The organism is Pseudomonas sp. S44, from assembly GCF_016624805.1.
GTDB classification, from domain to species: Bacteria; Pseudomonadota; Gammaproteobacteria; order Pseudomonadales; family Pseudomonadaceae; genus Aquipseudomonas; species Aquipseudomonas machongensis.
The window spans coordinates 92,105-113,891 of record NZ_JACVTY010000015.1 but is presented as its reverse complement, the minus strand read 5'-3'; the positions used below and the strand labels follow the sequence as shown (position 1 = coordinate 113,891).

The following is a 21,787-nucleotide window of genomic DNA, read 5'->3' as shown; positions in this document are numbered from 1 at the left end:
CTTGCCCGCGATAGGGCCGGCACTGACGTCGCGGTCAGAGAATCGACAGCGGGTAGTCGACGATCACCCGGAACTCGTTGACATCCCCTTCGGCCTGGTCGGCATTGCCCCGATGGATCGCCTCGCGAAGGCGCACCGACAGGTCCTTGGCGGGGCCGGACTGCACCACGTACTTGGCTTCGAGGTTGGTCTCATGATGCTTGCCATCCTCGCCATAGCCATAGCCCAGGTACTTGCTGTCCGCGGCCATCTTGCTGCCGTCGATGCCATGGCCGTTGACGTAGCGGGCCATGAAGCTCAAGCCCGGCACACCGAAGGTGTTCATGTCCAGGTCGTAGCGCACCTGCCATGATTTTTCCTCTGGCCCGTTGAAGTCCGAGTACTGGATGGAGTTGGCCAGGAAGATCCCGTCACCGGTGTCTCCCGGGCCGTTGATGCCGAAGGCGACATAGTCGAACGGGGTGTCGCCGTGCACTTTCTGGTAGGCCAGGGTGATGGTGTGCGCCGAGAGGAAACTGTACGCGGTGGAGAACGACCAGGTGGTGTTGTTGATCGCGCCGGCGTCGGCGCGACCATCGTCGTTGGTGCGGTAGAGGTTGAAGTCGAAGTTCAGCGACTGGTCGTCGGCCAGCGCCAGGATGTAGTTGGCGTTGCCGTAGTACTGGCGCCAGATGTCCTGCAGCTTGGAGCCGTACAGCGACACCGACAGGGCGTCGTTGACTGCGTATTTGCCGCCGATGTAGTCGATGCTGTCAGCCTGGATATTGGCGTAGGAGGCCCACAGGCCATGGTCGCCGTTGGTGGTGACCGGGCCGTTGCCGCCGGTGAAGTGGCCCGCCTCCAGGTCCAGCCCCTTGATCTCGCTGCTGAGCAGGTTGAAGCCGGTGGCGGTTTGCGGCAGCAGGCGGGTACCGCCGGCGGCGAATACTGGCGCCGTGGGTTGCAAGTCGCCCCAGCGCAGTTCGGTCTTGGAGATGCGCACTTTCAACGCACCACCGGCGCGGCCGTAGTCGTCTTCGGGTGAGCCGTTGTCCCTGACGGGCAGGTTGCCGGTGCCGGAGGTGCCCTTGCCGCCGTCGAGCTTGACTGCCAGGTGGCCGAACGCTTCGACGCCGAAGCCCACGGTACCCTGGGTGAAGCCGGAGCTGTAGTTGAGGATGAAACCTTGGGTCCAGTCGCGGCGATCCGGGCCTTGCGACTTGCCATCACGGTTGAAGTAGTAGTTGCGCAGGCGTGCATTCAGCTCGCTGCCTTCGAAGAATCCCTTGGCTTCGGACTGGCTCGAAACGGCTTCGGCGAATGCGGCTTGCAACGGCGCGCACAGCAGTGCCGCGCTCAGCATGGAGAGTCGGAATGGCGACATGTCATACCCCTTGGTTGGAATTGTTGAGGCAGGTGTCTGGGTAAAGGAATGTAATTGTTGTAAGGGTTTAGCCGGTATTGATGCCGGGCTACTAGTAACAAATGCCGCGCCGCGCATGCCATTGTGTTTCGTTGATAATCGAAATCACGGTTTTTGATTGCAGTATGGAGTGACTATGGGGTTAAAGTCGGCCCCGATAAAGTATTCGTGCACTCAGGACATCCCCCGTGCTAGAGCACCTCCTGGGTGGGCTCCACTTTATCGCCCTTTGGTTGTTTGCCGCCTGGTTTCAGGCGGCTTTTTTATGCCTGGTATTTAATGACGGGTGGCGAAGAGCTATTTTTTTGCGCACTGATTTCAGCGCGCCTGGAAGGGTAGCGGGCAGCTTTCCTGCAGCAGAAACAACAAGGCCGGTGACAAAGCATGTCACCGGCCTTGTTGTTTGCCGCGGGCGTTATATCAGCCGATCACACCACCGCTTCGCGGCGGCTGCTGGCAACCTGAGTGTGGCGCAGTGTCGGCAGCAGGAAGGCGATCGACAGCAGGCAGGCACCGACCAGCAGCACGAAGCCGCCGTCCCAGCCGAAGTGGTCGACGGTGTAGCCCATCGCCGCACTGGCTGCGACCGAGCCGCCCAGGTAGCCGAACAGGCCAGTGAACCCGGCGGCGGTGCCGGCGGCTTTCTTCGGCGCCAGCTCCAGCGCCTGCAGGCCGATCAGCATCACCGGGCCGTAGATCAGGAAGCCGATGGAGAACAGCGCGATCATGTCGACGGTCGGGTTGCCCGGTGGGTTGAGCCAGTACACCAGGGTGGCGACGGTGACCAGGGCCATGAACACGATGCCGGTCAGGCCGCGATTGCCACGGAAGATCTTGTCCGACATCCAGCCGCACAGCAGGGTGCCGGGGATGCCTGCCCACTCGTAGAAGAAGTAGGCCCAGGAGGTCTTGTCGACGGTGAAGTGCTTGGCCTCCTTGAGGTAGGTCGGCGCCCAGTCGAGCACGCCGTAGCGCAGCAGGTAGACGAACACGTTGGCCAGGGCGATGTACCAGAGCATCTTGTTGCGCAGCACGTACTTGACGAAGATCTGCTTGGCGCTGAATTCCTGTTCGTGGCTGGCGTCGTAGCCTTCGGGGTAGTCGTTCTTGTACTCCTCGATCGGCGGCAGGCCCACCGATTGCGGGGTGTCGCGCATGGTGACGAAGGCGAACACGGCCACCAGCACCGCCACGGCGGCCGGTACATAGAAGGCGGCATGCCAGTCGTTGGTCCAACCCAGGCCGAGGATGAACAGCGGGCCAATCAGGCCGCCACCCACGTTATGTGCCACGTTCCACACCGACACCACGCCGCCGCGCTCCTTCTGCGACCACCAGTGCACCATGGTTCGTCCGCTCGGCGGCCAGCCCATGCCCTGGGCCCAGCCGTTGATGAACAGCAGGATGAACATGATGGTGACGCTGGAGGTGGCCCAGTGCGCGAATCCGAACACGAACATCACCGCTGCCGATACCAGCAGGCCGAAGGGCAGGAAGTAACGGGGGTTGGAGCGGTCGGACACCAGGCCCATGAGGAACTTGGACAGGCCGTAGGCAATGGCGATGGCCGAGATTGCCAGACCGAGCTGGCCGCGGGTGTAGCCTTCCTCGTCGATCAGGTAAGGCATGGCGAGGGAGAAGTTCTTGCGCAGCAGGTAATAGCCTGCATAACCGAAGAAGATGCCGGCGAAGATCTGCCAGCGCAGGCGGCGATAGGTACTGTCGACCTGTTCAGCGGGCAGCGGCGCCCGGTGCACGGCGGGGCGGAAGAAGGCAAACATCGGGGTACTCCAACGTTGTTGTTTTATCTGCGAAAGCGAATATTACATTTTCGTTACAGAAAAAAATATCGCTTTCACAGTCGGAAGTGTTGCTTTGCGAACGTTCCGTCAGATCGTGATCAAGGGCGCCTGCTGTGTGCTAGCGTTGCGCCCATTCGCGTGTGTAACAGCACATAAGACTTTGCCTTTATTGAAAGAACAGCTATCGATGACGACGCCTGCCTATCTCAACGCCCTGCGCGCCTTCGAGGCCGCTGCACGGCATCAGAGCTTTTCCGCCGCAGCGGCGGAGCTGAACGTCACACCCGCTGCGGTCGGCCAGCAGGTACGCAACCTCGAGGCCTGGCTGGGCATTGCACTGTTCACCCGCGCCGGCAGCGGCAGCGCGCGCTTGGTGCTGACCGAGGCAGCGCGGGTGGCCTTGCCGGATATCCGCGAAGGATTCGAACGATTGACGCTAGGCTTGGCCCGCTTGAAGGACGCCTCGGTGCATGCGGGGCTGACAGTGACGGTGAGCCCGGCGTTTGCCTCGAAATGGCTGTTGCCGCGCATCGAGCGCTTTCAGCAGGCCTATCCGGACATGGACGTGCTGCTCGACACCAGCGCCCGCTCGCTGGATTTCCAGGTCGAGCGGATCGATGTGGGCGTGCGCTATGGCGCGGGCAAATGGCCGGGGTTGGCCGCGGTGCACTTGATGGACGAGGTCATGTTCCCGGTGTGCGCGCCAGACTACCCGCTGCTGCGCGAGGGCATGCTGACCCCCGAGGCGCTGGCGCGCAGTACGCTGATCCATGATCTGACCATGGGCCGTGACACCGACTACCCCACCTGGCGGATGTGGCTGGATGCTTCGGGGCTGTTCGAGATCAAGTCCGACCACGGCCTGCGCATCAACAACTCGGCGGCGGTGCTGCAGGCGGCAATGGACGGGCAGGGCCTGGCGTTGGCGCGCAGCGTGATGGTGCGCGATGACCTGGCGGCCGGCCGGCTGATCCGGCCCTTCGCCGACAAGGGCCTGGATTGTCCGCTTACCCAGGCGTACTACGTGGTGTATCGGCCTGAAAGCGCGAGCCTGGCCAAGGTGCAGGCGTTTCGCGACTGGTTGCTGGAGGAGGCGCGCAGCGCTTGAAGGGGCGCGCGCTCACAGCTGCAACGAGGCATCCTTGACCCAGACGCGGGCACCATCGGAGCCCGCCTGCGCCTGCAAGTCCATGCCTGCTGGCAGGCGCATCCAGCTCCACGGGCGCAGGACGAAGCCGTCGCCCTCCAGACTGCCGTCCAGCACCAGCACCTCGAGCCCACGTCCGTTGTCCAGGTGCAGCGACGCTGAGGGCTGCAACCGCTCGACGCTGACTCGCTCATGCACGTTCTCGAACAGCAACTGGTGCGGTTGTCCGTTCAAGTGCGTGCTCATCTGCACGTTGTCATGGTCATCGAACTGGCGCAGACGGACGAAGATCGTGCAACCCTGCGCGCCGCCCGGTGTGTGCTTGCTTCCGGGTGGATTACGCACGTAGCTGCCGACGGGGTAGCGCCCGTGCTCGTCTTCGAACACGCCTTCCAGCACCAGGAACTCCTCGCCGCGCGGATGGCGGTGGGTGCTGAAATGGCTGCCTGGTTCGTAGCGCACCAGGGTGGTGGCCCGCGCCTTCTCACAACCAATGCGAAACAGCGGACGGCGCTGCACGCCCGGGCTTGGGCTGTCGATCCAGGGCAGGTCGGCGCCGTGCATGATCACGCGCTGGCTCAGGTCATCGTTGAGGTATTTCTGCAGTTCCATGAGGGCGCTCCTGGGACAGTCTGAAGGTCTGGAATTGAAGCCATGATCGATGCATGGCCGTCGCTGGCGCAACCGAGCAAATCTTTGCTGCTGCTAAAGAAAATCTATGTTGCCGCTGCGCGCTCGCAGAACCGACTATCCGTTTGTGCGCGGAGCAAGCGCGGGTCAACCTGACAGTCGCTGCGCAGTGCAAAGTTTTTCTTTCGGAATGGGACTATGAACAACAAGACCATCGCCGTTTCCAGCCCGCGTGTGCGCCGCTGGCTGTGGGCTGCACTCTTCAGTCTACTGGCCTTTGCCGCCAACTCGATCTTCTGCCGCCTGGCCCTGGCGCAGGGGGCGATCGATCCCGAGTCCTTCACCGCGCTGCGCTTGCTCAGCGGCTGCGCTTTCCTGCTGATTCTGCTGCGCCTGCGCGCACCGCGCCAGGGCCTGGGTGGCAGTTGGAAGGGCGGTCTGGCGCTGTTCCTGTATGCCTGGCTGTTCTCGGTGGCCTATGTGCAGCTGGGTGCTGGGGTAGGGGCCTTGGTGCTGTTCGGCGCGGTGCAGATGACCATGTTCCTGTACGCCTGGATTCGTGGCGAGCGTTTCAGCGGGCGGGTGATGGGAGGCATGTTGATGGCCTTTGCCGGGTTGGTGCTGCTGCTGTTGCCGGGGGCTGCAGCGCCGCCTTTGGCGAGTTCGCTGGTGATGGCGTTGGCGGGAGTGGCCTGGGGCGCGTATTCGCTGCTGGGCAAGGGGTCGTTGCGGCCCTTGGCCGATACGGCGGGCAATTTTCTCTTCAGCTTGCCGTTACTGCTGTTGCTGGCTGCGGGGCTGGTGGTTGGCGATGGGCCGGTGGTGGGGACGAGTGGAGTGCTCTATGCACTGGCCTCAGGTGTACTGGCATCGGGGGCGGGGTATGCGGTGTGGTATGGCGTGGTCAGGCAGGTCAGCGCACAGCAGGCGGCGACCATGCAGTTGAGTGTGCCAGTGATCGCTTCGCTGGGCGGGGTGTGGCTGTTGGGCGAAACGCTGTCGCTGCGCTTGCTGGTGGCCTCGGTGGTGGTGCTGGGCGGGGTAGGGCTGGCGCTCTCGGCACGGCGCGTGTAGGCGCGCTTGTTGGAGCACCGAACCCACAGGTATTCAGCATGCCTGTGGGCTCGGGTTGGCTTCAGCGATCAGGGCATTTCACCGCAATCGCCCTTGGCTCACTGGTTGCGCGTCACTCGCCAGATGGTGTTGGCCAGGTCGTCGGCGATGATCAGCGCACCCTTCGGATCCACCGTCACCCCCACCGGGCGGCCGCGGGTCTTGCCGTCGTCACCGCGGAAGCCGGTGGCGAAGTCGATTGGCTCGCCCGCTGGCTTGCCGTTGCTGAACGGCACGAAGATCACCTTGTAGCCGACAGGGTTCGGTCGGTTCCAACTGCCGTGTTCACCCACGAACACACCGTTGGCGAACTTTTCGCCCATCGCCGGCAGGGAGAAATCCACGCCCAGTGCAGCGACGTGCGAACCCAGGCTGTAGTCCGGCTTGATCGCAGCGGCGACCTTCTCCGGGTTCTGTGGTTGGGCACGGGTATCGACGTTCTGCCCCCAGTAGCTCCAGGGCCACCCGTAGAACGCCCCCTCGCGCACCGAGGTCAGGTAGTCCGGCACCAGGTCCGGTCCCAGCTCGTCACGTTCGTTGACCACCGCCCACAGTTGCCCCGAATCAGGCTGGATGGTCAGCGCCGTCGGGTTGCGCAGGCCGGTCGCGTAGGGCTTGTGGGCGCCGGTCTGGGCATCGATCTGCCAGACCATCGCGCGGTCGATCTCCACTTCCATGCCGCGCTCGGTGATGTTGCTGTTCGAGCCGATGCCCACATACAGGTAGCGCCCGTCCGGGCTGATGGTCAGCGCCTTGGTCCAGTGATGGTTGATCGCCGAGGGCAGCTCGGTGAGCGTGGTCGGCGGGCCGTCGGCCTTGGTCTGGCCTTCGGTGTAGTCGAAGCGCACCAGTGCGTCCTGATTGGCCACGTACAGCTTGCCATCGGCAAACGCCAGGCCGTAGGGGGCGTTGAGGTTGTCGGCGAACACCGTCTGCACTTCGTAGCGGCCGTCGCCATCGGCGTCGCGCAGCAGGGTCAGGCGGTTGCCGCTTTTCACCTGGGTGTTGCCCTTGGCCTTGATCTGGCTGGCGATCACGTCCTTGGGCTTGAGCTTGGCGGCATTGCCGCCACGGCCTTCCGCCACGATGATGTCGCCGTTGGGCAGGATCAGCGTCTGGCGCGGGATCTTCAGGTCGGTGGCGATGGCCGTTATGCTGTAGCCCTCCGGCACCTTGGGTTTCTGCTCGCCCCACAGTGCGGGTTCGGCGATCTTCATGCTCGGCAGCAGGCCACGTTCGGGGGCCGGAAGTTTCGGGTCGGGGCCGCGGGCCTGGGTGGCATCGCCGTCACCACCGCAGGCGGCCAGCAGCAGGCTCATGCTCAGGATCGACAGCGCAAGAGGTGTCTTCATGCTGCACCTCCCGAGCGCAGGTTGGTCAGGCCGACCCAGGTGGCGATGCATGCCAACACGCTGACGATCACCGACAATACCAGCCCCGAGGGCATGACCGCCCAGGCATCCTTGGCATGTTCGAAGGCGTTGACCAGCCCCAGCAGCCAGGTCACCAGCAACAGCAGTACATACAGTACCGGGCGCCCAGCCTTGCGTTCGGCGCGCACCAGGTTGGCCAGTGCGAACAAAAACGCCAGGCCGCAGAACAACAGCCCCCCGGCGATCAGCCAGGCGGCGAAGTTGCTCCACTGGATCTGGAAGGTCTGGTAGTAGGCGATGTCGCTGATCAGTGCACCGAGAAACAGCGGCACGGTGCCGGCCAGCAGGGTCGCATGCAGCGGCCCGGGCGTGCACCGGTAGGGGTCGTGGACGGTCGTGCTCATGGCGGCTCCTTGTCGTTGGCGATGAAAGCCAGCGATTTTTTACGCTGGCTGCGCCTAGGGAAGGATCGCGCGGGTGGTCGGTTGGTTCAGTGCAATTTCGCGTTCAAGTATTTTGTTCGCGTACCAGCTGCCCGTTTCGGTCCAGGTGATAACGCTGGAGATCGCGCGCCAAGATCAAGCAACCGTCGTAGTGGGCCTGGGCTTCGGCGTGAATGTCGTCGATGCACGGGCTGCGTCGTGGATCGCCCTGGTAGCGCGCGCTGAAGTGCGTGAGCACGAGATTCTTCACTCCGGCGGCCTGGGCGAAGCGCGCCACCGCCTCGGCGCTGCTGTGCCCAAAGCTGATGCCAGTGCGTTCGATCAGTGGCTGGGTGAAGGTCGCTTCGTGCACCAGTACATCCGCGCCCTTGGCAACCTCTGCCAACAGTTCGGGGCGATCGTTGTCGCCACAGACGATGACCCGTCGCGCAGGCCGGGAGGCGCGCAGGTAGTGCCGTGGATCGAGTGTGCGGCCCTCGTGAACCACGGCAATGCCCTTGGCCAGTTCGCCCCACAACGGGCCGCGCGGGATGCTGTCGGCCTCCAGGCGCGGGATGTCCAGGCGTGGCTCGGGGTTGATCTCGGTGAACACATAGCCACGGCTCGGCACCCGATGGGACAGCTCGACCGCATTGACCTGCAGGCTGGTGTTGCTCCAGGTGCCGAAGGTTTCAGCAGCGTGCAGGCGCAGCTCGAAGGGCAGGTAGGTGTCGCTGACCGAAAGGCTCAGGCGCACCCAGTCGTGCAGGGCAGTTGGCAGGATCAGCTCGAGGGGCTCGCTGCGCCCGGACATACCGGCGCTGGCCAGCAGGCCGGGCAGGCCGAAGCAGTGGTCGCCATGCACGTGGGTGATGAAGATCGCGCGCAGGTCGCGCACCGACAACGGCGTGTGCAGAAGCTGGTGCTGGGTGGCCTCGCCGCAGTCGACCAGATACCAGCCGCTGCCGCTCGTGTCGATGACAGCCGTTGCGCTGACATTGCGCGCCTTGGTGGGCGCTCCGGCGCTGGTGCCCAGGAACAGCAGGTCCATATGAAATGCTTCCAGAGAGTGTCGGCCTATTCTAAGGCGCGACACGCCGGTGGGCACAACCCGGGTTGGGCGCTGTGTCAGGCAAAGCTGCCGGTCTGCACCGCGCCACTGCGCCGGTAATGGGCGAGCAGTACCCCGCGTGGCGTGCTCAAGGACTCCACCAGGCTCAGCGCTGCCGGTTGGGCGTTGTCTGCGAACAGCCGTTTGCCGTGCCCGAGCATTACCGGGTTGATCAACAGGCGCAGCTCGTCCACCAACCCGGCAGCCAACAGTTGCTGTACCAGTTCGGCGCTGCCTTGGGTGAGCAGTGCCGGGCCGTCCTGCTGCTTGAGCGCACGGACGGCCTGGATCACATCAGCGCCCAGGGCGCGGCTGTTTTGCCAGTCGAGGGTGTCAGGGTGGTGGGTGGCGACGTGCTTGGGCACCTTGTTGAACAGCTCGGCCATGGGCGCGTTGTCCGAGTCGGCCTCTACCTTGGGCCAGTAGCCGGCAAAGATGTCGTAGGTACGCCTCCCCAGCAGCAGTTCGAAGGGCTGGCTGAACAGCGTCTGCATGGCCCGGCCAAAGGTCTCGTCGGCATAGGGCACGAGCCAGCCGCCAAAACCGAAGCCCTGGCTGGTGTCTTCCTGCGGGCCGCCAGGGGCCTGCATGACGCCGTCCAGGCTGACGAACGCGGCAACGCTGAGTGTGCGCATGGGGATGTCCTCGCGAGGGGTGTTCGGGGCAGTGGAAGAATAGGTCACTGCGGTTCCTGAAGATTGGTCGAACGGGCAAGGCGTGAATCGACAGCCCATTCGTTACCCGCGGCGATCAGTCCCGCCTTTGGCATAAGCACGGCCTTGCAGGTGCGTTATAGTCCGGCGCGTGAACCCTTTCCCCACAGGAGTGCCGCCCGTGACCGAGTACACCGCGTTCAAGGTCGAACTGACCGACAACATCGCCCATGTACAGATCAATCGCCCGGAAAAAATCAACGCGATGAACGCGGCCTTCTGGGAGGAAATCGTCGAGATCTTCCAGTGGATCGACGACACCGAGGCGGTGCGGGCGGTGGTTGTCAGCGGCGCGGGCAAGCATTTTTCCTCGGGGATCGACCTGATGATGCTGGCCTCGCTGGCCGGCCAGATGGGCAAGGACGCCGGCCGCAATGCGCGCCTGCTGCGCCGCACCATCCTGCGCCTGCAAAGCTCGTTCACGGCCGTCGACAAGTGCCGCAAGCCGGTGCTGGCGGCGATTCAGGGCTATTGCATCGGCGGGGCCATCGACCTGGTGTCGGCCTGCGATATGCGCTATTGCAGCGCTGATGCGCAGTTCTCGATCAAGGAAATCGACATGGGCATGGCCGCCGATGTCGGCACCCTGCAACGTTTGCCACGTATCATCGGCGACGGCATGATGCGTGAGCTGGCCTACACCGGGCGTATGATCGACGCCACCGAGGCATTGCGCATCGGCCTGGTCAACCGGGTCTATGACGACCAGGCTGCATTGCTCGACGGTGTCTTTGCCATCGCCCGCGAAATTGCAGGAAAATCGCCCATCGCCGTGGCCGGCACCAAGGAAATGATCAGCTACATGCGCGACCATCGTATCGACGATGGCCTGCAGTACATCGCCACCTGGAACGCCGCCATGCTGCAGTCAGAAGACCTGCGGGTCGCGGTGGCGGCCCACATGAACAAACAGAAACCGACGTTCGCCGACTGACTTCCCGACGGCGCACGCGCCTGAAGGGATCCGAACATGTCAGCACGCTGGACTACCGCAGTACTCGACCCGCAGACCGCTGGCGGCCTGGCCGTCGCCCGCAGCCCTGCGGGGTTCTTGGTGGACGACAACGGTGCATTGTTCCCGCGGGACTGGCTCAAGCGCCAGGAGCTGGACGTGCTCTGCGAGCACGGTATCGGTCATTTCGACGGCGAACCGGTGTTCCTCCTGGAGCTGCGCACTGCCAGCGAACTGCCGGGCATGAGCTGGCGCGGCCTGCGCCAGTTCATGCTCGAAGGCGACTTCGACACCTACAAGCTGCTGGGTTACGCCGCACAGATCGGCACCTGGGCGCGCGAGCATCGTTTCTGCGGCAGCTGCGGCCAGCCGATGACGCAGATTCGCTGGGAGCGGGCGATGCATTGCCAGGCCTGCGACCTGCGCAGCTACCCGCGCATCTCGCCCAGCATGATCGTGCTGGTGACCCGTGGCGACGAAATCCTGCTGGCGCGCTCGCCGCGCTTCGTCACCGGGGTGTACAGCACCCTGGCCGGCTTTGCCGAACCGGGCGAGTCGGCGGAGGATTGCCTGGTGCGCGAAGTGCGCGAGGAAGTGGCGGTGCAGGTCAAGAATATCCAGTACGTGGGCAGCCAGTGCTGGCCGTTCCCACATTCGATGATGCTGGGCTTCCACGCCGAGTACGCTGGCGGCGAGATCGTCATGCAGCCTGACGAGATCGAGGATGCCCAGTGGTTCAGCGTGCACGACCTGCCGCCATTGCCCGCCGGGCGCTCCATCGCCCGCTACCTGATCGACCTGTACGTGGCGCGGCGTCTGGGGCTGGCAGAGCCGGTGCTGCCGACCTGATCAGGGCTGTTCCGCGTGCAACCACGACGGGGTTGTTATCGTGGTTAAACCAGATGAGGGCTGGGCCGCTCAGGCCTGGCCGAACCAGTGCTGCCAGGCCAGGCGCACGGTCAGCGCCAGCACCACGGTGATGAACACCGGGCGAATGAACTTGCTACCGCCGCTGATCGCGGTGCGGGCGCCGAAGAATGCACCGATCATCACCGACACGCCCATGGCCAGGCCGACGATGTAGTCCACTTGCCCGGAAATCACGAACACCGTCAGCGCCGCGATGTTGCTGACGAAGTTCATGCTGCGCGCCACACCACTGGCACGTACCAGGTCGATGGGGTAGAGCAGCAGTGTGCTTACCGTCCAGAACGCACCCGTGCCGGGGCCTGCTACGCCATCGTAGAAACCTAGGCTGAAACCCTGGGGGAACTGCCATTTTTTCCTGATCGGTGCATCGGCATCCAGCGGCGCCTTGGGGGTGCCGCCGAACAGCAGGTACACGCCACAGGCGAAGACGATCACCGGCAGCATCTTGTTCAGCCATTCGGCGGGCATGTAGTGCGCGATCACCGCGCCGATCAGCGCGCCACTGAGGGTGCCGACGATCGCCAGGCGCCACTGCGCCGGGTGGAACAGCTTGCGCCGGTAGTAGGTGAACCCGGCGGTGGCCGAGCCGAAGGTCGAGCTGAGCTTGTTGGTGCCCAGCACCAGGTGCGGCGGCATGCCGGCGGTGAGCAGGGCGGGGGTGGTGAGCAGGCCGCCGCCACCGGCAATGGCATCGATGAAACCGGCGACGAAGGCCACTGCGGCGAGGATCAACAGGGTAAGCGGTTCTACGGTGAGTTCGAAGGGCATGGGACGGCTTTCAGGCTACAGGCGAGGGCGCGGCAAAAGGTCGCGCCAGAGGCTGCACATGGTAGCCCTCGGGGCGCGCCCTTGCCAGAGTCGCTAGCGTGGCTGGAGCTTGGGAATCCGTCGTGCCTAGCCCTGCGCAAACAATTCGCTGATCACCCTGCGCAACCACACACTGCGTGGCGCCTGCTGGAAGCGTGCGTGCCAGAACTGCTTGAGGTCGTAGCACGGGATCTCCACCGGCGGCTCGACGATCTGCACGTTCACGGTATCCAGGTACAGATTGGCCACGGTGCGTGGCAGCACCACCACCAGGTCGGATTGCTCGATGATCGAGGGCACGCTCATGTAGTGCGAGGTCTCGAGCACGATGTTGCGCTTGATCCCCGCTTCGTTCAGGTGCGCCTCGAACATTTCCTGGCGGCGGCTGCCGTCGCGCACCTGCAGGTGCTCCATGCGGGCGAAATCTTCGAGCGCCAGGCGCTCGCGGGCCAGTGGGTGGCCGCGGCGCAGCATGCAGGTGAGGTCGTGGGAGAACAGCCGTTGCTGATAGATGTTGGGGGCCGTGAGGTCGGGGAAGTAACCCAGCACGGCATCGACCTTGCCGTCATGCAGGCTGTCGGTGAGCGCATCGGGTGCCAGGCTGAGCGTGCGCAGGCGAATGCGTGGCGCGAGCTGGCGCAGCTTCTGGAACAACGACGGCAGGAACACCACCTCGCCGATCTCGCTCAGGCAGAACACGAACTCGTCTTCGGCGGTGGCAGGGTCGAAGGTCGGGCTGCTGAGGATGTCACGGTCGATGATTTCGATGACTTCGCGGGTGCGCTCGATGATGCCCTGGGCCCGTGGCGTGGCTTCCATGCCGGCACCGGAGCGGATGAACAGTGGATCCTGCAGCGAATGGCGCAGACGGGCGAGGGCGGCGCTGGCGGCGGGCTGGCTGATACCCAGCTGTTTCGCCGCAGCGGTGACGTTGCCGGTTTCGTAGACGGCCAGCAGGACGCGAAGCAGATTGAGGTCGGTGCGCATCTCTATAACCAAATCAAATAGTGCAAATAAAGAGAATTAGCTTCTGCGATTAAGCGCCGGTTGCGAGGATGAGTCCAGACAAAAATAAAACCAAGGGACTCCACCCATGATCAACCTGCACGATATCCGCTACGTGCGCCTGGGTACCGCCAACCTGGACGATGCACGCCGCTACGCGACGCAGATCCTCGGTCTGCAGGTGGCCCGCGAGGCCAGCGGTGCGGTGTATTTTCGCTCCGACAGCCGCGATCACACCCTGTGCTACTACGAGGGTGACCCGCGCGAAACCACAACCGCCTTCGAGGTCACCAGCAGCGACGAGCTGGAGCACGCCGCCGTGCTGCTCGAACGCAATGCCTTCAGCGTGGTGCACGGCTCGCGTGAAGACGCCGAGGTGCGCCACGTCAACGAGCTGATCCGTTTCAAGGACCCCAGCGGCAACAACATCGAACTGGTGTTGCGCCCCCACGCCAGCGGCAGCCGCTACTTCCCCAGCCGCGACGCTGGCATCACCGGCTTCAGCCATATCGGACTGCGCACCACCGACGCCCGCCGCGACGAGGATTTCTGGACCCGCCTGGCCAACGCACGGGTCAGCGATCGCATCGGCGAGGCGCCGCTGCTGCGTATCGACGAGGTGCACCACAAGATCGCGCTGTTCCCCTCCAGCCACGCCGGGGTGCAGCACATCAACCACCAGGTCGAGAGCATCGACGACGTGATGCGCGCCTACTACTTCCTGCGCGAGCGCAACATCAAGATCCTCTTCGGCCCGGGTCGGCATCCGACCTCGGGTGCCGTGTTCCTGTACTTCGAAGGGCCGGACGGCATGACCTACGAGTATTCCACCGGGGTCAGCCACATCAGCGCCGAAGACGACTCCAGCCACCAGCCACGGCAGTTCCCCGGCGTATCGTCTTCGTACTGCGCCTGGGGTTCTAAACCCGATATCCCGGAGTTCAAGTCATGAGTTGCGCACCGCTCGCCAGCCAGGCGCAGCAACGCCAGGTGCGCATGGCGGCCCGGGCGCTGGGTCGCGCCGGCCTGGCGCATGCCTACGGGCATTGCAGCTTGCGTCTGGACGCCGAGCACTTCCTGGTCTGTGCAGCGCGCCCGATGGGCCTGATCGGCGTGGGCGAGCCGGGCACCGTGGTGCCGGTCCATGGGCCGCTGCCAGACGGTGTGCTGGGCGAGGTGCGTATCCACCAGCAGCTCTACCGCCGCCGCGCCGACCTGGGCGCAGTGATCCGCAGCATGCCGGCGCAGGTGATGGCGCTGTCCTGCGCCGGTCTCACGCCACTGCCGCGGCACGGCATGGGCAGTTACTTCCAACCGTCGATCCCGCTGTGGGACGACGTCCAGTTGCTGCGTGACGATGCCCAGGCCAGCGCGCTGGCTGAGCTGTTCGGCCAAGGCAAGGCCCTGGCCATGCGCGGCAACGGTGCCATCGTCGCCGGCGAATCCCTGGTCGAGGCGCTGACCCTGACCTGGTACCTGGAGGATGCCGCGCGCATCGAGCTGCAGCTGCAGGCCGCAGGCCTGGCCGAGCGCGGCCCGTTGCTCGATGCCCAGGCCTGCGCGCAACGCGCCACCCGTGGCGGGCGGATCTACGAGCGGATGTGGGAATACCTCACTGTCGGCGATCCGGAAGCCAGCGACACCGTATTCGAATAAAAAACAGAGGACTACCGATCATGCCTGCGCAAACGTTTCGTCATTTCATCAATGGCGAGTGGGTCAGCAGTGCCCGCACCTTCGAAAACCGCAACCCTGCCGACAACAGTGTCATCGGCCTCGTCCACGAAGCGGGGCAAGCCGAAGTCGATGCCGCCGTGGCCGCTGCCCGTGCCGCCCTCAAAGGCCCTTGGGGGACGATGACGGTTGCCCAGCGTACTGCGCTACTGCACAAGGTCGCCGAGGGCATCGAGCGTCGCCACGCCGAGTTCGTCGCGGCCGAAGTGGCCGACACCGGCAAGCCTGCACACCTGGCCGGGCACCTCGACATTCCGCGAGGCGCCGCCAACTTCAAGGTGTTCGCCGACCTGATCCGCAACGTACCAACCGAAAGCTTCGTGATGGACACCCCGGACGGCGGCAAGGCGGTCAACTACGCCGTGCGAGCACCGCGCGGCGTGATCGGCGTGGTCTGTCCGTGGAACCTGCCGCTGCTGCTGATGACCTGGAAGGTCGGCCCGGCCCTGGCCTGCGGCAACACCGTGGTGGTCAAGCCGTCCGAGGAAACCCCGGCCACTGCCACGCTGCTCGGCGAGGTGATGAACGAGGCCGGCGTGCCGCCGGGCGTGTACAACGTGGTGCATGGCTTTGGCGCCGATTCGGCGGGGGCCTTCCTGACCTCGCACCCGGATGTCGATGGCGTGACCTTTACCGGCGAGACCGGGACTGGCGAGGTCATCATGAAGGCTGCGGCCAAGGGCATTCGTCCGGTGTCGCTGGAGCTGGGCGGCAAGAATGCCGGTATCGTCTTTGCCGACGCCGACCTTGAGAAAGCGGTCAAGGGGCTGGGGCGCGCAGTGTTCGAGAACAGTGGGCAGGTGTGCCTGGGGACTGAACGCATCTACGTGCAGCGGCCATTGTTCGAGCGCTTCGTCGAGGCCTTCAAGGCGCACGCCGCGAGCATCGTGGTGGGCGATCCGAACGCCCATGGCACCATCATGGGGCCGCTGATTTCCCTCGGCCATCGCGAGAAGGTGCTGTCCTACGCCCGTCAGGCTGTCGCCGATGGCGCCACCGTGGTGTGCGGCGGCGGCATTCCCCAGGTGCCGGCGCACCTGGCCGAAGGCGCCTGGTTCGAACCGACCATCTGGACCGGCCTGCCGGAAACCTCGGCGGTGATCCGCGAAGAGATCTTCGGCCCCTGCTGCCACATCGCGCCGTTCGACACCGAAGAAGAGGCCGTGGCCCTGGCCAACGATACCCCTTACGGGCTGGCCGCCAGTGTCTGGACCCGCGACCTGCAGGTCGCCCACCGCTTGGGCAGCGCGCTGGATGTCGGCATCTGCTGGATCAACGCGTGGTTCCTGCGCGATCTGCGTACCGCCTTCGGCGGCGCCAAGCAGTCGGGCATCGGCCGTGAGGGAGGCGTGCACTCGCTGGAGTTCTACACCGAATTGCGAAACGTCTGCGTCCGCCTGTGAGGAGCACATCATGAACCTGAACGACATCCAGCGCGCTGGCCAGCAACTGCACCAGGCCCTGGCGTGTGGCCAGGCCCTGGCGCCGCTGACCGAAACTCACCCCGATATCACCCTGGAGCAGGCCTACCAGGTGCAGCTGGCGATGATCCAGCCGCGCCTGGACGCGGGCGAGCGGGTGCTGGGCAAGAAGATCGGCGTCACCAGCCAGGTGGTGATGAACATGCTCGGCGTCGACCAGCCTGACTTCGGCCACCTGCTCAGCGACATGCTCCACGCCGATGGCGCGGCCATCGCTATCGACGGCCTCATCGCGCCCAAAGCCGAAGGTGAGATTGCGTTCGTGCTCAAGGAGTCTCTGCAGGGTCCGGGCGTCACTGTCGCCGATGTGCTGCGCGCCACCGCCTATGTGATGCCGTGCTTCGAGATCGTCGACTCGCGCATTCGCGACTGGAAGATCCGCATCCAGGACACCGTCGCCGACAACGCCTCGGCCGCTGCCTTCGTGCTGGGGGACCGCGGTGTCGATCCGCGTGACGTGGACCTGGCCTGTGTCGGCATGACCCTGGAAAAGAACGGCGAGATCGTCGCCACCGGCGCCGGTGCCGCCGCGCTTGGCCATCCGGCCAACGCCGTGGCCTGGTTGGCCAACACCCTCGGCCGCCTCGGCATCGCGCTGAACAAGGGCGAGGTGATTCTCTCCGGTTCGCTGGCGGCCATGGTGCCGGTGCAGGCCGGCGACCAACTGCGTATCAGCCTCGGCGGCATCGGCTCGGCCGCTGTTCGCTTCGTTTGAAGGAAAACCCCTATGAACCTGTCCCAAGCCACCATCGCCCAACTGGCCGAACACCTGGAAAACGCCGAACTCAAGCGTGAGGCGGTGGCCAAGATCACCGACGCCCACCCCGACATGGACTGGGACGACGCCTATGCCATCCAGGACGCCATCCGCGCCCGCAAGCAGGCCCGTGGCGTGCGTATCGCCGGCCTGAAGATGGGCCTGACCTCGTTCGCCAAGATGAAGCAGATGGGCGTCACCGATCCGATCCACGGCTTTCTCACCGACTACGGCTCGAGCCTCGACGGCGCGGCTATCGATGTCGACAGCCTGATCCACCCCAAGGTCGAGGCCGAGATCGCCTTCGTCCTCAAGCACCCGCTCAAGGGGCCGGGTGTACATGTTGGCGACGTGCTGGCGGCCACCGACTTCATTGTGCCGGCGGTCGAAGTGATCGATTCGCGCTACGAGAACTTCCGTTTCGACCTCAAGAGCGTGATTGCCGACAACACCTCGTCGGCACGTTTCGTCACGGGCGGGCGCATGTCCGGGGTCGAGGGCATCGACCTCAAGTGCCTGGGCGTGGTGCTGGAAAAGAACGGCGAGGTGGTCGCCACCGGAGCCGGTGCCGCGGTGCTCGGGCACCCGGCGCAGAGCGTGGCGATGCTCGCCAACATGCTCGGCGCCAAGGGCCGCGAGCTGCCGGCGGGCACCTTCATCATGACCGGCGGCATCACCGAGGCCATTGCAGTGCAGGCGGGCGACAACGTCACCGTGCGCTACCAACACCTGGGCAGCGTGTCGATGCGCTTCACCTCGTCCGGCCAACGCTGACAGGAGTACCTGACATGCCTATTGCCATCATCCATATCGCTGAAGGCCGCACGCCCGAGAAGAAGCGCGCGCTGCTGGACAAGGTCACCCTGGCCATCGCCGACAGCCTCGAAGTACCGGTCGAGAGCGTGCGCGTCCTGTTGCAGGAAATCCCCGAGACCCAGTGGGCCGCCGGTGGCCAGACCCTCGCCGAACGCCGCGCCAAAGCCTGAACACAGGACCACGACAATGAACGACAAGATCAGCGTTGCCATCATCGGTTCGGGCAATATCGGCACCGACCTGATGATCAAGATCCTGCGCAACGGCCAGCACCTGAAGATGGGCGCCATGGTCGGCATCGACCCGGCCTCCGATGGCCTGGCGCGGGCCAAGCGCCTGGGCGTGGCGACCACCGCCAAGGGTGTCGAGGGCCTGCTGGCGCTGCCGGGCTTCAAGGATATCCGTATCGTCTTCGACGCCACCAGCGCCGGTGCCCACGGTCGCCACAACGCGCTGTTGCAGGAGCACGGGGTCAAGGTCATCGACCTGACGCCCGCCGCCATTGGCCCGTTCACCATTCCGGCGATCAACCTGGATGCCGAACTGGCCGCGCCGAACATCAACATGGTCACCTGCGGCGGCCAGGCCACCATACCGATCGTCGCTGCGGTGTCGCGCGTGGCCAAGGTGCATTACGGTGAAATCGTCGCCTCGATCAGCAGCAAGTCGGCAGGCCCCGGCACCCGGGCCAATATCGACGAATTCACCGAGACCACTTCCCATGCCATCGAGAAACTCGGCGGGGCACAGAAGGGCAAGGCGATCATCGTCCTCAATCCCGCCGAGCCGCCGCTGATGATGCGCGACACCGTGTTCGTGCTGTCGGAGCCGGCAGACCAGGCGGCGGTCGAGCGCTCGATCCTAGCCATGGTCGAGGCCGTGCAGGCCTACGTGCCCGGCTATCGTCTCAAACAGCAGGTGCAGTTCGAGGTGATCCCGGCAGACGAGCCGGTGAATGTTCCGGGGCTGGGGCTGCGCAGCGGCCTGAAGACTTCGGTGTTTCTCGAGGTCGAGGGCGCCGCGCACTACCTGCCGGCCTACGCCGGCAACCTGGACATCATGACCTCGGCGGCCGTGGCCTGTGCCGAGCGCATCGCCGCTACCCAGTTCGTGGAGGGTTGAACACATGAACGCCGGCAAGAAACTCTATATTTCCGATGTCACCCTGCGCGACGGCAGCCATGCCATCCGCCATCAGTACACCTTGCAACAGGCCCGCGACATCGCCCGCGCGCTGGACCAGGCCAAGGTCGATTCGATCGAGGTCGCCCACGGTGACGGCCTGCAGGGCTCGAGCTTCAACTATGGCTTTGGCCGGCACTCGGACCTCGAGTACATCGAAGCGGTGGCCGAGGTCATCAGCCACGCGAAGATCACCACGCTGCTGCTGCCCGGCATCGGCACCGTGCATGATCTCAAGGATGCCTACAACGCTGGAGCCCGGGTGGTGCGCATCGCCACCCACTGCACCGAAGCCGATGTCTCGCGCCAGCACATCGAGTACGCCCGCGAGCTGGGCATGGACACCGTGGGTTTTCTGATGATGAGCCATATGCTGGCGCCCGAGCCGTTGGCGCAGCAGGCGAGGCTGATGGAAAGTTACGGCGCCACCTGCGTGTACATGGCCGACTCGGGCGGCGCGATGAACATGCAGGATGTACGCGAGCGCTTCCAGGCGTTCAAGGCGGTGCTCGACCCATCCACCGAGACCGGCATGCACGCCCACCACAACCTCAGCCTGGGCGTGGCCAACTCGATCACCGCGGTGGAGGCGGGCTGCGATCGCATCGACGCCAGCCTTGCCGGCATGGGGGCTGGTGCCGGCAACGCGCCGCTGGAGGTGTTCATCGCGGCCGCCGAACGCCTGGGCTGGAATCACGGCACCGACCTGTATCGGCTGATGGATGCGGCCGACGATATCGTCCGGCCCTTGCAGGATCGCCCGGTGCGGGTCGACCGCGAAACCCTGGCGCTCGGCTACGCCGGGGTGTATTCCAGCTTCCTGCGCCACGCTGAGGTCGCTGCCCGCCGCTACGGCCTGAACACCGTGGACATCCTCGTCGAGCTCGGCCGTCGCAAGATGGTGGGCGGTCAGGAAGACATGATCGTCGACGTTGCCCTGGACCTGCTGCGACCCTGAAACCACAACGCCTTGCCATTGCTTTGCCCCAACCACAAGCCTAATAAAAAGGGGAAATACCTTGAGCCAGCACACTGCCCGAATCGGCGAGATCATCGATAACGCACGAATCTCGCCTTACCAGATCATCGTTCTTACCCTGTGTTTCCTGATCGTACTGGTCGACGGCTTCGACACCGCTGCGATCGGCTACATCGCTCCGGCCCTGCGTGAGGAATGGGGCCTGCTACCGGCACAATTGTCGCCGGCCTTCGGTGCCGGTCTGTTCGGCCTGTTGGTCGGCAGCCTGGTGTTCGGGCCCATCGCCGATGCCATCGGGCGCAAGCGCGTGCTGCTGGTGTCGGTGCTGGTGTTCGGCGTCGGCACCCTGGCCTCGGCCTATGCCCACTCGATCGAGTCGCTGACCGCACTGCGTTTCGTCACCGGTATCGGCCTGGGCGGGGCGATGCCCACCTGCATCACCCTGAGCTCGGAGTACTCACCGGCGCGGCGGCGGATGATCATGGTCACCCTGAGCTGGAGCGGATTCACCGCGGGCCTTGCGCTGGGCGGCATGCTTGCGGCGCAGATCATCCCGCTGTTCGGCTGGCGTGGCGTGCTGATGATCGGCGGTATCGTGCCGCTGGCCATGCTGCCGTTGCTGGCCTGGCTGATGCCTGAATCGGTGCGCTTCATGGCTTCGAGCCCCAAGCATGGCGATGCCCTGCGCAAGGTGGTCGAGCGCATCACCGGCAATAGCTATGCCGGGGTGACCATCCTCGACGACGAGCGCCCGGCGCAGGTCCGTTCGCCGATCTCGCACCTGTTCATCGAGGGCCGCGCGGTGCGCACGTTGCTGTTGTGGCTGGCGTTCTTCTGCTCGCTGTTCGTCTTCTACCTCCTGACCAGCTGGCTGCCGAGCCTGCTCAAGGACGCCGGTTACGACATCGCCCATGCCGCGCGTGTCGGTGCGATGGTTCCGCTGGGCGGCACGGTCGGGGCGATCCTGCTGGCGCTGCTGATGGACCGTGTCGGGCCGTACCGTGTGCTGGCCTGCTCCTACCTGGGGGCGGCGGTGGTGATCGCGGTAACCGGTTACCTGATGGGCGATATCTATGGCCTGGCGGCGGCGGTGTTCCTGATCGGTTTCGGCGTGGCCGGTGCGCAAAACGGCCTGAACCTGGTGTCGGCGACCCTCTACCCGACCACGGCCCGCGTCACAGGGGTCAGCTGGGCCATGGCCTGCGGGCGTTCCGGCTCCATCGTCGGCTCGACCCTGGGGGCCTGGCTGATCGCCGCGGCCGGTACGCCGGTGGTGTTCTTCCACTGGCTGGCCATCCCAGTGGTGGCAGGTGCGGCGGCGATCTTCGTGCTGTACCGGCTGAGCATCCGGCCATCTGCGGCCTGGCCGGCTGAAGCACCTCCCGCGCACTCCTGATCCCTGAACGAGTACCAGCGCCCGCTTCCTGACAG

The 21,787-nt window shown here is 64.9% G+C and carries 22 protein-coding genes; 13 read left to right on the top strand and 9 right to left on the bottom strand.

Annotation, left to right across the window (positions count from 1 at the left end):
- Positions 1 to 34 precede the first annotated feature (34 nt).
- Positions 35 to 1,363, bottom strand: coding sequence for an OprD family porin (locus IAE40_RS13715; protein ID WP_065861819.1), 1,329 nt, complete (start codon positions 1,361 to 1,363; stop codon positions 35 to 37).
- A gap of 467 nt (positions 1,364 to 1,830) precedes the next feature.
- Complete coding sequence (glpT, locus tag IAE40_RS13710) at positions 1,831 to 3,183, bottom strand: glycerol-3-phosphate transporter (RefSeq protein WP_063545483.1); 1,353 nt, start codon at positions 3,181 to 3,183, stop codon at positions 1,831 to 1,833.
- Between the two features lie 208 nt (positions 3,184 to 3,391).
- Here glpT and gcvA point away from each other — a divergent pair, with 208 nt between their 5' ends.
- Positions 3,392 to 4,312 (top strand): transcriptional regulator GcvA, encoded by a 921-nt coding sequence (gcvA, locus tag IAE40_RS13705; protein ID WP_200603364.1) that lies wholly within the window; start codon positions 3,392 to 3,394, stop codon positions 4,310 to 4,312.
- A gap of 12 nt (positions 4,313 to 4,324) precedes the next feature.
- On the opposite strand, the gene IAE40_RS13700 is transcribed toward gcvA, so the two are convergent.
- Positions 4,325 to 4,963 (bottom strand): cupin domain-containing protein, encoded by a 639-nt coding sequence (locus tag IAE40_RS13700; RefSeq protein ID WP_197891133.1) that lies wholly within the window; start codon positions 4,961 to 4,963, stop codon positions 4,325 to 4,327.
- Positions 4,964 to 5,179: 216 nt separating this feature from the next.
- On the opposite strand from IAE40_RS13700, the gene IAE40_RS13695 reads away from it, so the two are divergent.
- On the top strand, positions 5,180 to 6,055 hold the full coding sequence (locus IAE40_RS13695) for a DMT family transporter (RefSeq protein ID WP_200603363.1): 876 nt from the start codon (positions 5,180 to 5,182) through the stop codon (positions 6,053 to 6,055).
- A 98-nt stretch (positions 6,056 to 6,153) separates the two neighbouring features.
- On the opposite strand, the gene IAE40_RS13690 is transcribed toward IAE40_RS13695, so the two are convergent.
- The 4 genes from IAE40_RS13690 to IAE40_RS13675 all read right to left on the bottom strand — a co-directional run bounded on the left by IAE40_RS13690 (position 6,154) and on the right by IAE40_RS13675 (position 9,635).
- Positions 6,154 to 7,446, bottom strand: a complete 1,293-nt coding sequence (locus IAE40_RS13690) for a PQQ-dependent sugar dehydrogenase (protein WP_197891137.1) — start codon at positions 7,444 to 7,446, stop codon at positions 6,154 to 6,156.
- Entirely contained in the window at positions 7,443 to 7,871 is a 429-nt protein-coding gene (locus IAE40_RS13685) for a DUF2231 domain-containing protein (RefSeq protein ID WP_197891139.1), read from the bottom strand. The genes IAE40_RS13690 and IAE40_RS13685 overlap by 4 nt, the downstream gene beginning before the upstream one ends.
- Before the next feature lie 103 nt (positions 7,872 to 7,974).
- The gene (locus IAE40_RS13680) at positions 7,975 to 8,940 is read right to left on the bottom strand and encodes an MBL fold metallo-hydrolase (RefSeq protein WP_200603362.1); all 966 of its coding nucleotides are present in this window, start codon (positions 8,938 to 8,940) and stop codon (positions 7,975 to 7,977) included.
- 77 nt (positions 8,941 to 9,017) lie between these two features.
- Positions 9,018 to 9,635 carry a dihydrofolate reductase family protein gene (locus tag IAE40_RS13675; protein ID WP_200603361.1) on the bottom strand — a complete coding sequence of 206 codons (618 nt, stop codon included), beginning with the start codon at positions 9,633 to 9,635 and terminating at the stop codon, positions 9,018 to 9,020.
- A gap of 199 nt (positions 9,636 to 9,834) precedes the next feature.
- Between IAE40_RS13675 and IAE40_RS13670 the strand changes: the two genes are divergently transcribed.
- Together IAE40_RS13670 and nudC are read left to right on the top strand one after the other, a co-directional pair.
- Positions 9,835 to 10,647 (top strand): crotonase/enoyl-CoA hydratase family protein, encoded by an 813-nt coding sequence (locus IAE40_RS13670; protein WP_054892133.1) that lies wholly within the window; start codon positions 9,835 to 9,837, stop codon positions 10,645 to 10,647.
- Positions 10,648 to 10,683: 36 nt separating this feature from the next.
- Positions 10,684 to 11,514 carry an NAD(+) diphosphatase gene (gene nudC / locus IAE40_RS13665; protein WP_054892132.1) on the top strand — a complete coding sequence of 277 codons (831 nt, stop codon included), beginning with the start codon at positions 10,684 to 10,686 and terminating at the stop codon, positions 11,512 to 11,514.
- Between the two features lie 69 nt (positions 11,515 to 11,583).
- On the opposite strand, the gene IAE40_RS13660 is transcribed toward nudC, so the two are convergent.
- Together IAE40_RS13660 and IAE40_RS13655 are read right to left on the bottom strand one after the other, a co-directional pair.
- Complete coding sequence (locus IAE40_RS13660) at positions 11,584 to 12,363, bottom strand: TSUP family transporter (protein WP_112898686.1); 780 nt, start codon at positions 12,361 to 12,363, stop codon at positions 11,584 to 11,586.
- Positions 12,364 to 12,489: 126 nt separating this feature from the next.
- Positions 12,490 to 13,389, bottom strand: coding sequence for a LysR family transcriptional regulator (locus IAE40_RS13655; protein ID WP_153774876.1), 900 nt, complete (start codon positions 13,387 to 13,389; stop codon positions 12,490 to 12,492).
- A 106-nt stretch (positions 13,390 to 13,495) separates the two neighbouring features.
- Between IAE40_RS13655 and IAE40_RS13650 the strand changes: the two genes are divergently transcribed.
- The 9 genes from IAE40_RS13650 to IAE40_RS13610 all read left to right on the top strand — a co-directional run bounded on the left by IAE40_RS13650 (position 13,496) and on the right by IAE40_RS13610 (position 21,752).
- Positions 13,496 to 14,359 carry a VOC family protein gene (locus tag IAE40_RS13650; RefSeq protein WP_200603360.1) on the top strand — a complete coding sequence of 288 codons (864 nt, stop codon included), beginning with the start codon at positions 13,496 to 13,498 and terminating at the stop codon, positions 14,357 to 14,359.
- On the top strand, positions 14,356 to 15,063 hold the full coding sequence (locus IAE40_RS13645; RefSeq protein WP_197891149.1) for a class II aldolase/adducin family protein: 708 nt from the start codon (positions 14,356 to 14,358) through the stop codon (positions 15,061 to 15,063). The genes IAE40_RS13650 and IAE40_RS13645 overlap by 4 nt, the downstream gene beginning before the upstream one ends.
- A gap of 20 nt (positions 15,064 to 15,083) precedes the next feature.
- Complete coding sequence (locus IAE40_RS13640) at positions 15,084 to 16,544, top strand: 2-hydroxymuconic semialdehyde dehydrogenase (RefSeq protein WP_200603359.1); 1,461 nt, start codon at positions 15,084 to 15,086, stop codon at positions 16,542 to 16,544.
- Positions 16,545 to 16,554: 10 nt separating this feature from the next.
- Entirely contained in the window at positions 16,555 to 17,337 is a 783-nt protein-coding gene (dmpE, locus tag IAE40_RS13635) for a 2-oxopent-4-enoate hydratase (protein ID WP_065861828.1), read from the top strand.
- 12 nt (positions 17,338 to 17,349) lie between these two features.
- Positions 17,350 to 18,153, top strand: coding sequence for a 2-oxo-3-hexenedioate decarboxylase (gene dmpH / locus IAE40_RS13630; protein WP_112898682.1), 804 nt, complete (start codon positions 17,350 to 17,352; stop codon positions 18,151 to 18,153).
- A gap of 14 nt (positions 18,154 to 18,167) precedes the next feature.
- Entirely contained in the window at positions 18,168 to 18,365 is a 198-nt protein-coding gene (locus tag IAE40_RS13625; RefSeq protein WP_054892124.1) for a tautomerase family protein, read from the top strand.
- A 16-nt stretch (positions 18,366 to 18,381) separates the two neighbouring features.
- Positions 18,382 to 19,317, top strand: coding sequence for an acetaldehyde dehydrogenase (acetylating) (locus IAE40_RS13620; RefSeq protein ID WP_200603358.1), 936 nt, complete (start codon positions 18,382 to 18,384; stop codon positions 19,315 to 19,317).
- Between the two features lie 4 nt (positions 19,318 to 19,321).
- Positions 19,322 to 20,335, top strand: a complete 1,014-nt coding sequence (dmpG, locus tag IAE40_RS13615; RefSeq protein ID WP_197891155.1) for a 4-hydroxy-2-oxovalerate aldolase — start codon at positions 19,322 to 19,324, stop codon at positions 20,333 to 20,335.
- Between the two features lie 61 nt (positions 20,336 to 20,396).
- Positions 20,397 to 21,752 (top strand): MFS transporter, encoded by a 1,356-nt coding sequence (locus tag IAE40_RS13610; RefSeq protein ID WP_197891157.1) that lies wholly within the window; start codon positions 20,397 to 20,399, stop codon positions 21,750 to 21,752.
- Positions 21,753 to 21,787 lie beyond the last annotated feature (35 nt).